At 48.4% G+C, this 12,454-nt stretch carries 11 protein-coding genes; 7 read left to right on the forward strand and 4 right to left on the reverse strand.

The window, feature by feature from the left end; genetic code table 11:
* Nucleotides 1-358: 358 nt before the first annotated feature.
* Nucleotides 359-1,213, forward strand: coding sequence for a DNA alkylation repair protein (locus M3650_RS25930; protein WP_251578937.1), 855 nt, complete (start codon nt 359-361; stop codon nt 1,211-1,213).
* A gap of 828 nt (nt 1,214-2,041) precedes the next feature.
* Here M3650_RS25930 and M3650_RS25935 read toward each other — a convergent pair.
* The 3 genes from M3650_RS25935 to M3650_RS25945 form a co-directional block, all read right to left on the reverse strand.
* A complete protein-coding gene (locus M3650_RS25935) occupies nt 2,042-2,914 on the reverse strand; it encodes an aminoglycoside 6-adenylyltransferase (RefSeq protein ID WP_251578939.1) in 873 nt (290 codons plus the stop codon).
* Nucleotides 2,915-3,423: 509 nt separating this feature from the next.
* A complete protein-coding gene (locus tag M3650_RS25940) occupies nt 3,424-4,050 on the reverse strand; it encodes a nitroreductase family protein (RefSeq protein WP_251579008.1) in 627 nt (208 codons plus the stop codon).
* A 213-nt stretch (nt 4,051-4,263) separates the two neighbouring features.
* Nucleotides 4,264-5,184: an aldo/keto reductase gene (locus M3650_RS25945; protein ID WP_251578941.1), complete on the reverse strand. Its 921-nt coding sequence runs from the start codon at nt 5,182-5,184 to the stop codon at nt 4,264-4,266.
* 201 nt (nt 5,185-5,385) lie between these two features.
* Between M3650_RS25945 and M3650_RS25950 the strand changes: the two genes are divergently transcribed.
* Entirely contained in the window at nt 5,386-5,775 is a 390-nt protein-coding gene (locus M3650_RS25950; protein ID WP_019423489.1) for a rhodanese-like domain-containing protein, read from the forward strand.
* 330 nt (nt 5,776-6,105) lie between these two features.
* Nucleotides 6,106-7,065: an MraY family glycosyltransferase gene (locus M3650_RS25955; RefSeq protein ID WP_251578943.1), complete on the forward strand. Its 960-nt coding sequence runs from the start codon at nt 6,106-6,108 to the stop codon at nt 7,063-7,065.
* Between the two features lie 94 nt (nt 7,066-7,159).
* Here the strand turns inward: M3650_RS25955 and M3650_RS25960 are convergent, their stop codons facing one another.
* Nucleotides 7,160-7,726, reverse strand: a complete 567-nt coding sequence (locus tag M3650_RS25960) for a maltose acetyltransferase domain-containing protein (protein WP_311295136.1) — start codon at nt 7,724-7,726, stop codon at nt 7,160-7,162.
* Nucleotides 7,727-7,914: 188 nt separating this feature from the next.
* Between M3650_RS25960 and M3650_RS25965 the strand changes: the two genes are divergently transcribed.
* The 4 genes from M3650_RS25965 (at nt 7,915) to M3650_RS25980 (ending at nt 12,162) form a co-directional block, all read left to right on the forward strand.
* Entirely contained in the window at nt 7,915-8,589 is a 675-nt protein-coding gene (locus M3650_RS25965; protein ID WP_251578945.1) for a tetratricopeptide repeat protein, read from the forward strand.
* 281 nt (nt 8,590-8,870) lie between these two features.
* Complete coding sequence (locus M3650_RS25970; RefSeq protein WP_019423493.1) at nt 8,871-9,194, forward strand: metal-sensitive transcriptional regulator; 324 nt, start codon at nt 8,871-8,873, stop codon at nt 9,192-9,194.
* Nucleotides 9,195-9,454: 260 nt separating this feature from the next.
* Nucleotides 9,455-9,655, forward strand: coding sequence for a copper ion binding protein (locus M3650_RS25975; protein WP_019423494.1), 201 nt, complete (start codon nt 9,455-9,457; stop codon nt 9,653-9,655).
* 77 nt (nt 9,656-9,732) lie between these two features.
* Complete coding sequence (locus M3650_RS25980; RefSeq protein WP_251578947.1) at nt 9,733-12,162, forward strand: heavy metal translocating P-type ATPase; 2,430 nt, start codon at nt 9,733-9,735, stop codon at nt 12,160-12,162.
* Nucleotides 12,163-12,454: the final 292 nt, after the last annotated feature.

The raw sequence follows: 12,454 nt of genomic DNA on the forward strand, positions 1-12,454 counted from the left end.
GGGAGCCGCATAGTTCCCCGAATAGTACCTCCCTTCCTCGCCTGGCTTACTGCTGTCGTGCGTTATAATGCTCTTGCTGTGTATCACATTGTACTGAACAGCGATGGTATTTACAATAAGTAACAACTATTAAAAGCAGATTGAGCCTTCGGTCACGTATGGGTGAGTCCTGCGGCTGGCAGTTTAGCAGTAATCTGATAGTTCCAATAACCAATATGTTTATAAGGAGATGATGAATTTGGTCGAACAATCTGTTGTATAACGGACAAGATATGGTGTATACTGGAATTAATTGAGAACATATGTTTGTCTTTTGGCCGGAATGGCTGTGACAATATGGATAAGGAGGGGCTTAGGTATGGAGCAACAGCATCAGTCATGGCATGTTTCGGACAAGGTGCTGGCCCGTAAGGGGGCAAGCACGGCTGCGGATATCCCGGAAGAGGTGCTTGAGTTATTGCATCAGGGTGCGCTTGAAAGCGTCAATTTGACGGAATGGTTGGCTGTCGATCATGTGATTCTGCTGCGGCATGTCCTGCCTGAAGTTGGGCTTCATAAGTTAGTGCAGCCGTTAGAGCTGAAGATTAACCAACTGAAACAGAATACCACGATGAAGATCATCCCGTTCATTGCCGAAGCAATACGAGTGGAACTGCAGGAGCACAATCCTCAGGATTTCACTGCTGCTATTAATTTTCTGTCCGCTCATCGGTCCGATAGCGTACGTTGCTGGGCAACTTATATGATCGGCTTGAACGAAGAGCTTTCCTTAGAGGAGAAGCTGGTGCAGATGAAGCCATTTGCAGCCGATAAGCACTTCGGTGTAAGAGAAATCGGTTGGATGGCCGTCCGCGAATCGATTATTCGTGATCTTCCGGCAGCGATCTCCCTCTATCGGAGCTGGGTGACGGATCCGGATGCCAATGTCCGAAGATTTGTTATTGAATCGACAAGGCCGAGGGGAGTCTGGTGCAAGCATATCGAACAGTTAAAGCTCGAACCGGAATTGGCGCTGCCGCTATTAGAATGTGTCAACTCCGACCCGGCCAAGTATGTTCAAGATTCAGTAGGCAATTGGCTGAACGATGCGAGCAAGGCGAAGCCGGACTGGGTCCTGCAAGTATGTGATGATTGGCTGCGGGCATCGGACACGAAAGAGACGAGAAGAATCGTAGCCAAGGCCAAGCGAACGCTTGCCAAGCAAGGGCAATGATTAATGATTGCTTGCCGACGGGATATATGTTGTTTCCATTGCACCATATTCAATGGAGGCCTGAGACAAATGGGGCGCCAATGCTGGAACGTTACTCTTGCGAACATTCGCTTAAAAAATTCTAAAAAAAACAAACCTTTTTCATCTCTAATGCATCTAATAACATGGCGGGCAAGCTGTAATGCTTGAAATCATAAAAAAAAAGAAGCCGCCAGATATGAAAAAGGTATAATACGTCGGGAACAGCTAGAGAATGGAGGACATGGCAGCGTTGTTCGAGTCTTTTGAATCCGGGGCAATATGCTCTCCATTTGCTCTATCAAGGACAAAGAACAGCAAGAGACGAAAGCGAACTTTACAGTAAATAACGAACAGTGGCATGAATCATTCATATGGATCGGCTGCAAAAAATTCAAGTAACTGAATACGGTATCATGCTGTAACGGCACCCTTTCTAATCACTGCTATTGAGCTAACCTCAATGTCTGATAAGAAGGGGTGTTTTTTCCCTGTCTAGTAAAATTTACAAAGGAGAGCCAGAGTTAGCAATGAAGCGCTCTCCATGGTGCGAATCGATATCCCGAGGCAGCTTATGCGCTAGGCTCGACGCGGCTGAGGTACTGAGATGTGCCGTCCTCGTTTTCAGACCAACAGCCAGCAGAGAAACAGAAGTAAAGCGGTTATAAAAAGAACCATTAAGCTGCGGCTTAATGGTTCTTGCACTCTTTATTAGAGTTAATACTCATCCCCCGTTGGATTTCATGCAGTCCAAATGGCACAGTTCCCTCTTAGCGGCAGAACTCACGATGGGGGTTATGCCCATCTAATTCAGTACATCTCGGCAGCGTCTCTAGGCAAGGATTTAACATGATGAATATGTGCGGTAACTCTTTCGTCGTCACAATGAGGATATTGATAACCAAAATGGTCTGCGACTTTTATAGCGACGCTTCTGAACAAGTTGCACATCGCAAAAAGCGATTGCCATATATTCTCGTAATCAGCGTCAGAATAAGTATTTACCAACTCATTCCAGAGATGATCCTCAAGATATTTTTCGAAGTATTTGCCGAACTTACCTGCGCTCACAGTGAAATTTGTGGCTATGCCAATATGCCATTCAAGCATGCTGTTGAGCATGCTTCTCACAGGATCTTCAAGCATCGCTTTTGCATATGGCAGCTCTTCTCGCCACAGCCCTTTTGCGACATTTGCGCTGCACCACCAAAACTCATTGCAGCAATCCGAGAATAGCTTCGCAGTCGGTTGCCTTATAAGGTAGTCTTCATCACTCGCCTGAGGAAACGGTTCGATTATTTGATCTTTATCCAGAAGGAGGATACTCAAGCTGTCACGCCCTACGAGTTCATCCGACATCTCTATAGGCACTAGAGTAAGGTCTATCCGATTGCCGTCTGTGAACTGCATAAGATAAGGGAAACATCCATTCTCTTCCGCTGGAATAAGAGAAATATCCTCGGGCATTTGCATGATCATTCTGTCGCCAAACCGATTAACCCAGCTATGATCCGATGTAAATGATTCGATGGCTTCGACGACATATACAATATCATAATCTTGAAAACAGTCTTTCTTAACATTTGGATTGGTCCGCGATCCGTTCATAATGACAGCGCGGATTCGCTTATCTTCTTTGGCGGTGGTTAGTATTAAATCCATCATTTCTTTTTCAGTTCTCATTTTGCAACGACCTCCGAATATTATTTTTTGAACACTCTTGAAAATGGAATTGAGCGCGATTCAGGAGGTGCTCGAGAATGATAATGGAAATGATGCGTTTTGCAGATATGTTATAACTTATTTAAAATTTTCTTCATAACTATATCTCCTTTCTTTCACATAAATCATATTAATGCTAACCATATCCTAAGTGTTGAATGATTACAATATTTGTGTAAGGCGGAATCCGTGTAATACTGTGCAGGGTAAAGGAAGGCGACGGGGCTGCTTTCGACCGGTTATACTTTTTGCATAATCACTGTATGGGTTCAACCTCCCGTAGACTTCAGGTCCTACGTTCGTTCCTGACGACTCCAATCATTCCAGAGACACCGCGCATCGCGGTGCAGGAGTTGAGCAAGTAAAGGAAAAGGGTGCCTCTATGCCATGTCATTTGCATGACGGCGGAGACACCCTGCTTAGAGTGGTTGCGGTATCGATAAAGTAGGGCTGCTGTGGCCGCGAAAAGATTAAAAAGATTGATGTGTAACGAATTCACGGATCGGTTTGCGGTAACCGCGCGGACGCTGGCTGGAGGTGTCTTCTTTGCCGATCGCAATCAACATGGCCGGTATGTATTTGTCAGGGATATTAAGGATGGACTGTACTTGATCGGGATCAAATCCGATCATTGGGCAAGTATCCCAGCCCTTCGCTTTGGCAACGAGCATGAATTGCATTGCGGACAAGCTAGCGTTGCGAATGGCGTCCTCTCTCTTAAATGTGTCTCCCCGTTCTTCATAAAATTGTATCGTGCCCTCCACTGTCATATCGTACTCTTGTTTGCTCATGACGCCGAGATGAAGCAGTCCTTCGTTCAATTCTCCCGCTTTCAGATGGGCTTCCGTATCACCCAACACGATAATGACAGCTGAGGCGGTTTTGACCTTATACTGTTTATTGGCAGCTTCATAGATCTGGTCCATTAGCGTTTTATCCGTGACAGTTACATAGTGCGTATGCTGAAGGTTGAACGCGGATGGCGCGAATTTGACGAGCGAGAAAATATCATCAAGCTCCTCAGCGGATATTTCGATATTTGGCAAAAATTTGTTGGCAGAACGTCTTTCCTTGATGACGGTCAAGAAATCATTCATCATTTCGTTTTCCTCCTCGAATTCATCGGGATATTTGGTAACACTAGTATAGCATTACTACTTTAAAAAAGTAAGTAAATAATATAAACATATGAACAATATTTAAGTTACTATAAATGGCGGGATTATTCTGTGAATTAAATTACATACTGCTATTTATTCAAAAAAAAGACACACCTCGTGCTTCACAGGCGTGTCCTGAACTCTTCGGTATCAATTTTTCCAAATCTGCGGATGGTCAGTTGGAGCATGAAGGGCAGCGCGAGCATTGCTTTCGACCTGAGCTTCATTTTTGCAGCCGGGAATGACGCAAGTGACCGCTTCGTGTCGCAGACACCAAGCAAGCGCCCATTCAGCCATGTTGACATCCTTTGGCACTTCCGTGCGTTGAATTTCTTCGACCTGCTTCAGCTTCTCATCGACTGCGGCGCGATCGTGGTTATGGCGCACATCGTTCGCCGCGAATTCCGCTCCAGGTCTGTATTTGCCGCTCAAATAGCCGCTCGCGAGCGGAACGCGCGCCAGTACGCCTAAGTTCTGCTCGATGCAGGAAGGGAAGACGTCTGCTTCCGGTTCACGATCGAGGCGGTTGTAGACGACTTGAATCGCGCTGGCGCCGACCTTGCTGGCAGTGGAAGTCTGATGCATGCTGTTGCTCTTGTTCAATGACAAGCCGATATGGCGGATCTTGCCGGCCTGTATCTGCTTATCCAGCATCGTCCACAAGCTGTCATTGTCGAATGCTTGATCGTCTCCGGAGTGGAATTGATATAGGTCAATATAGTCTGTCCGCAATGCGCGCAAGGAATCCTCCAACTGTTGCAGCACCTCTGCTGCACCGTACTGGGTCGTCCGCTTGAGATGGGAGTGGAACTTGTGCCCGAACTTTGTGGCGACGACCCAATCTTCCCGCTGGTTCCGCTGCAGAAAATTGCCGATAAACGATTCGGACAGATGATCCCCGTAGCATTCCGCCGTATCGATCAGGTTGATGCCTGTTTCTTTTGCTTTATGTAAAATTCGGTCTACTTCCTGCTGCGTGTAATCATGACCCCATTCACCGCCGAACTGCCACGTTCCGACGCCGATGACGGATACTTTCAATCCGGTTTTGCCGAGTTTGCGATATTGCATTCAACGATTCACACCTTTCTTCTCAACATCGAATTTCTACTCTGATGATAGCATATGGTACATCTATAATCTATTTTTGCAGGCTGCTGCGAATCCTGTATTTTGGACTGAAGAAAGGTTGACTTTAATAATGATAGCTAATATGATTTTTATACCTGGTAGGGTATATGATTGCAGAGGATTCATGGAGGAGGAAATGACGTGAATTGGTGGATAGAGCTGGCGGTGCTCATTATTCTGTTTCTGTGTTATCAAATTTGGCAAATGTGGCCGGTCGCCGGTCTAACCTATGTAACACCGGCTGCCTTGTGCCAATTCATACAGATGGATCCAACTATCAAGCTCATCGACATTCGGGATCCTGTAGACTATATAGAATGCCATATAGAGGGCTCGACATCGATTTATGTGGGCAGGTTGCCTTTTGTATGGAGGAAGGAACTGTCGACGCTTGATTCCGTCGTCATTCTTGGGTCCCGTTCTAAAGAAGTAAGGAAGGCGGCCCGTATCCTGAAGCGAAGAGGGTTCGTTAAGCTGTACGCTGTGCACGCTTATCGATGCAAGCCGTGTGCTGCCGAAGCATCATGGTGAGGCGATTGCGAATTATGGTAGAATGGAAAAAACACGAAAATCGGTTGCTCATCTTCGAAAGGCTTCGAGAGAGATTTACTTAAGCATACGAGGAGGATTTTGAATGTCGGAACGCCGATTTGACCCGAGCCTGATGGGGAGGCTGGATTCTCCAGAACGAAGAAAGATGCTTCCCGCTGAATAAATTATAACGATGCTGCCGATTCAAGCGCACGATACGGTGCTCGATATCGGTGCAGGAACCGGGTGCTAGTTGCCGTGGACGGGAAAATCCTTATAATGAATCGTATGGTTGTTTTACTCGAAGAAAGCATTATATAGGAGGAATTTATGCTCTACCTATCGGCTTTTTTGATTTCATCCCTAATCGTGATGTTCCTTATCCCGCCGCTGCGGAAGATGGCATTCCACATTGACTTTGTAGACAAGCCGCGGAAAGATAGTGAACGGAAGATACATCGGGAACCGATCCCGTTAACGGCGAGCGTTGCCATTTTTATCGGTTTTTTCATCGCTTACGTGTTGCTTGTGCGCAATGTCATGGTGGAGTCGATCGCCATTTTTGGCGGAGGTCTGCTCATCCTGATAATCGGTACAGTGGATGACTGGTATAAGACGCACGGCAAAGAATTCCCCGCGCTGCCCAAGCTGTTGGTGCAGGTGTGTGCTGCAATTATAGTCTTTAGTGCCGGTATTAAGTTTGAAGGATTTACCAATCCGTTCACGCACGAATTCGTCAGTTTGCCTGGATGGATGCAGTTCATCTTGACGGTCATGTGGATATTCGGCGTTACGACGGTTATTAATTTTTCTGATGGAATGGACGGTCTGGCAGGCGGCCTGACGGCGATTTCCGGAGGAACGCTCTTTGCGGTCGCCTTGGCGCAAGGACAGAGCGTATCCGCCATGATGGCTATTATTCTGGTGGGGGTTTCCGTTGGCTACTTGCGTTATAACAAACCTCCGGCAAAGGTATTTATGGGAGATGCAGGCGCGACGTTCCTTGGGTTCATTCTTGGGGTCATTGCACTGGACGGCGCCTTCAAGCAGGCGACGGTATTATCCTTGTTCATCCCGATTCTGGCTTTGGGCGTACCGATCTTCGACAACGTCTTCGTTGTCATCCGCCGCTTCCTGCAAGGGAAACCGGTGTACAAGGCGGATGCTTCCCAAGCGCATTACCGTTTGCTCGCGATTGGCTTGAATCAGAAGCAGGCTGTGGCATTTCTGCTGCTGATTAACCTGTGCTTCGGTCTGACCTCGATTATTCTAACGTTGCTGCAAGTGTAGAACATGTACAGGATGTGTACATAGACAAAGGGGCTGTCCCACCAGCGGATTGTGCTGGCGGGATAGCCTCTTTCATCATGCCTGCTGCGCATGTCTATACTTCAATCGTCTTGATGATGCGCGCCGGGTTCCCCCCGACCACGACATTGTCCGGCACATCCTTCGTGACGACAGCTCCGGAAGCGACGACGACGTTATTGCCGATCGTCACGCCCGGGTTAATGACGGAACGTCCGCCGATCCAGACGCGGTCGCCGATCGTTACCGGCTTACCGTATTCATAGCCGGAGATTCGCTCCAGCGGATGAAGCGGGTGGGTTGCCGTATAAATGTGGACCCCCGGTGCGAGAAAGCAATTGTCTCCGATCCGGATTTCACACACATCCAGCATAACGCAGTCGAAGTTCGCATAGAACCCTTTGCCTACATAAATGTTATAGCCGTAATCGCAACGGAAGGTTGGTTCAATATACACCCCTTCGCCGACCGTTCCGAATAACGTTTGCAGCAGCCGGGTGCGTTCTTCAGCGTCCGTTTCCGTTGTTTGATTATATAGACGTGTCAGTCGTCTTGCCTGCTCACGCTCACGTACAAGCTCCTTGTCTCCTGCCAAATATATTTCGCCGCAGATCATTTTTTCTTTTTCAGATCGTGTTGTCACTGTCTTGTATCTCCTTCTGAGTTGAAATTTTATAGCGATATTCTTACCTTTCATTATCAAACGATGCGCACTGTTTTGGCAAGCGATGCGGTCACGTCCCAGATAGATCGCGATGTGCAACCGAATTCACAGGAATAGCAAAAATATGGTATGATAGGTTCATCTTTGAAGGGGATGTGAACGTTGCCGTGAGTAAGATAATTGGGTTCAGCATGCTGTGGTGGCTGTTAGGCAATCCGTTTTTGGCCGTTATCGTATTGCTTCTCCTTATCTATATTATTGACCGGCAGTTTATCGGTCTTTCACCGAGCATGATTATGCCTTTGAAACGGATGAACCGTATTTCGAAGCTGAAGCAACAGTTGCACACGAATCCGCATGACATCTCGGCTAAGCAAGAACTGGCGCGCTTGCTCATGGAGCGGAAGAACTACCGTGAAGCCCGCCACCTGCTGGAGCCGCTGCAGGAGTCGATGGACCATTCGGCTGAATACTGGGATGACCTCGGCACCAGCTACATTCATACGGGAGACCCCGAGAGGGGAGACGCGGCGATTCGCACCGCGTTGGCAATCAATCCGCGCGTCAAATATGGTGAGCCTTACCTGCGGCTGGCCGCGATGTATTCGCAGTCAGATAAGAACAAGGCAATAGAAGTGCTGCAATCATTCCAGCATATCCAATCTTCTTCCTGCGAAGCCTATTATCGTCTAGGATTATTATACGAGCAGATCGGGAAGCAAGAGGACGCGAAGAACGCATGGGAGGAAGCGATTCACATCTACCGAGCGCTGCCGCGCTATAAGAAGCGTCATGAGCGCAAATGGATGATGAAGTGTCGCTTCAAGAGAGGAATTGCGTAACGGCACGTGAGATGAAGGGGAATCAGGTCTTCATTTCCGAATGGGAATGCAGGACCTTTTTTGTTCGCAAGATAACTACATAAGAAGCATCATCGCCTGCATGACCATGGCGAGTTCGGAAGATAGTTCCTTGCGAAGCGGGGTCATACAAGCTGACAATGAATGAATGTATAATCAACAGTCGTTTTGCATAGGTGGGGGGACTATGCTACACTGTGATTCATATAGAGATGTGCTTGTTCAAAAGGGGACTTTTGGAACAACCTCTAGGAGGAGATTGTATGGACGAGAATAATCTAGAACATGACTGTTGTGCAGTCTCTAATGATCGCAAGAGCCACCACTCTGAGAAGACGAAGAAGAATTTAATTACCCGTCTCAACCGAATCGAGGGGCAAATACGCGGCGTCAAAGGACTGATTGAGAAGGACACGTATTGCGACGATGTGTTGAATCAGATTTCTTCGATTCAAGCGGCCTTGAACGGGGTGGGCAAGCTGTTGCTGGAGCATCATATGAAGAGCTGCGTAATCGAACGCATCCAAGAGGGCGATCACGAAGTGATTGATGAAATATTGACGACAATGAACAAATTAATGAAATGAAAGTTGCAGGGATTCGAGAGAATCCCATTTTCTATGCATTATAAAATAGGGTGGGTACCTACTGTATAAAGCTGTTGACTGATATAGGGTAGAGGGGTATACTAAAAACGAGGAGGTGAACTTCTTTCGGTCGCTAGCGGTTACGGCAAGCCGCATGATACTCAGAGTGCGAATGCGGCACACTAGAAGAACGAACGCTGTACGTATCGATGAGGGTTAACAATTCAATGAAATGATATATAAAAGGAGATTTGAATAAGATGCAAACTGTGACGTTGAACGTTGAAGGAATGAACTGCGGCCACTGCGTAAGCTCTGTTGAAAATGCGATGAAGCAATTGGGTGCGAGCGGAAAAGTGGATTTGGCGGCAGGTAAAGTAACGGTAGAGTATGATGAGAGCCAGCTGACGCTGGATGCGATTAAAGAAGCAATCGAAGATCAGGGCTACGACATCGTGTAATGACAAGCCGTCCGACGCAAGGGCGGCTTTCTTTTCAGAACGAACGCGAGGCTAAGAAGCAGGTGAGGTGTTATTTTATGGACGCTACTGGTAAGGGAATAAAGCAAACCTCTTTACAAATCGCAGGCATGACCTGTGCAGCTTGCGCAAATCGGATCGAGAAAGGGTTAAATAAACTCGAGGGCGTTGCGGAAGCGAATGTGAATTTTGCCATGGAACGGGCGACGGTCACGTATGATCCAGGCAAGACTGATGCCGGACGAATGGAAGAAGCGATTCAGAAGCTTGGTTATGATACCGTGAAGGATACGGTCGATTTGCAGCTTGGCGGTATGACGTGTGCGGCTTGCGCAACCCGAATCGAGAAGACGCTCAACAAGATCCCTGGCGTTGCTTCAGCCACAGTTAACTTTGCAATGGAAACGGCTCGTGTGGAATACAATCCGGCGGACTTGTCGGTTCAAGATATGCAGCAGCGGGTGGAGAAGCTTGGCTATACGGCAGTGCCGAAGCAGGATCAGGGAGAGCCAGCAGAGCACCGCAAGCAGGAAGTGACGCGCCAGAAGCGCAAGCTGATTGCATCTGCGATTCTATCATTCCCGCTTCTATGGTCGATGGTCAGCCACTTTTCCTTCACGTCATGGATATGGCTGCCTGAATTGTTCATGAATCCGTGGTTCCAACTGGCGTTGTCCACACCGGTCCAATTCTATATCGGGAAGCAATTCTATGTCGGAGCGTACAAGGCGCTCAGCAACAAGAGCGCCAACATGGACGTGTTGGTTGCGCTGGGGACTTCGGCGGCTTACTTCTACAGCCTCTATCTGACCATTCAATGGGCTGTGCAAGGCGCTAACGGACACCATGGTCCGGAAATGTATTACGAGACTAGTGCCGTGCTCATTACTCTTGTCATCCTCGGCAAACTGTTCGAATCGCTTGCCAAAGGCCGCACCTCTGAAGCGATTAAGAAGCTGATGGGATTGCAGGCCAAGACGGCTCTGGTCGTCCGCGACGGACAGGAGCTGACCATTCCGGTGGAGGAGGTCCTTGCCGGGGATGTCGTGCTGGTGAAGCCGGGCGAAAAGATTCCAGTGGATGGAGAAGTGCTGGAAGGAACATCTTCTGTCGATGAATCGATGTTGACGGGAGAAAGTATTCCTGTCGATAAAAATGCCGGGGACCAAGTCATCGGCGCGACGATTAACAAAAACGGCAGATTGAAAATTCGCGCGACCAAGGTCGGGAGGGAAACTGCCTTGGCGCAAATCATCAAAGTCGTGGAAGAAGCGCAAGGCTCGAAAGCCCCGATTCAGCGGGTCGCCGACGTTATTTCCGGCATCTTCGTTCCGATTGTGGTCGGTATTGCGCTCATCTCTTTCTTTGTATGGTATTTCACGGTAGATCCCGGCAACTTCGCAGGTGCGCTTGAAATCGCGATTGCCGTACTGGTTATCGCATGTCCATGTGCTCTCGGCCTGGCTACGCCGACTTCAATTATGGCCGGTTCGGGCCGCGCTGCCGAGTGGGGCATTCTGTTCAAGGGCGGAGAGCATCTCGAATCTACGCACAAAATTGAAGCAATCATACTTGATAAGACCGGTACGATTACGAAAGGCAAGCCGGAACTGACAGACGTTGTTGCTGAGGGCATCGATGAAGCTGCGTTCCTGCGCTTGGTCGGTTCTGCCGAGAAAGATTCGGAGCATCCGCTGGCGGAGGCGATCGTGAGCGGGATAGTGAACAAAGGGATTGCATTGACGGCAACGGATGAATTTGAAGCAATGCCAGGGTACGGGATACGCGCTGTCGTGGAAGGCAAAGAAGTTCTTGCCGGTACACGCAAGCTGATGGGCAGATACGATGTACAAGCGCAGCATGCGTTCGAACGCATGTCCCGACTGGAGCAAGACGGCAAGACGGCCATGCTAATTGCGGTCGATCGACAATACGCGGGCATCGTTGCCGTCGCCGATACGATTAAGGACACTTCGACAACAGCAGTTGCACGTCTGAAGCAAATGGGAATCGAAGTCATCATGATTACCGGGGACAACGAACGCACAGCCCAGGCAATCGCGTATCAGGCTGGCATCGAGCATGTGTTGGCTGAAGTGCTGCCGGAAGGCAAAGCGGCGGAAGTGAAGAAGCTGCAGGCGCAAGGCAAGAAAGTCGCGATGGTCGGCGATGGCATCAACGACGCGCCGGCGCTGGCGATGGCGGATATCGGGATGGCCATCGGCACCGGAACCGACGTCGCAATGGAAGCGGCTGATGTGACGCTGATGCGCGGCGACCTGAACAGCATCCCTGATGCGATTTATATGAGCCGCAAGACGATGAGCAACATTCGTCAGAACTTATTTTGGGCGCTTGCCTACAATTCAATCGGCATTCCGATTGCGGCGCTTGGACTGCTGGCTCCATGGATTGCGGGCACGGCCATGGCGCTCAGCTCGGTATCTGTCGTGCTGAATGCACTGCGGCTGCAGCGGGTGAAGCTGTAATACGTCGTTATCGGAGGCGAACCGTAAAGGGATTAAAAACCTTTCTCGAGCAATTGTTCATGTCGGATGTTGCCACCGGATGACGATAAATAAGCTTTAAGAGGAAGTATGGAACATACAAAGTGTCCCTATAAAGTTATGCCAAGTCTTACGAAGTCCCGTAATGTGCCGCTGCCGTTACGGGGCTTTTTCTTTTTTTCTCAATTTCCAAAAATAACTATTGAAAACGTTTTATAAAGATAATAATATATTATCAAGATAATAATTTATTATAAGAAATGCATCTAGTTGC

It is taken from the genome of Paenibacillus sp. MER TA 81-3, assembly GCF_023713585.1.
Lineage (GTDB): Bacteria > Bacillota > Bacilli > Paenibacillales > Paenibacillaceae > Paenibacillus_B > Paenibacillus_B profundus.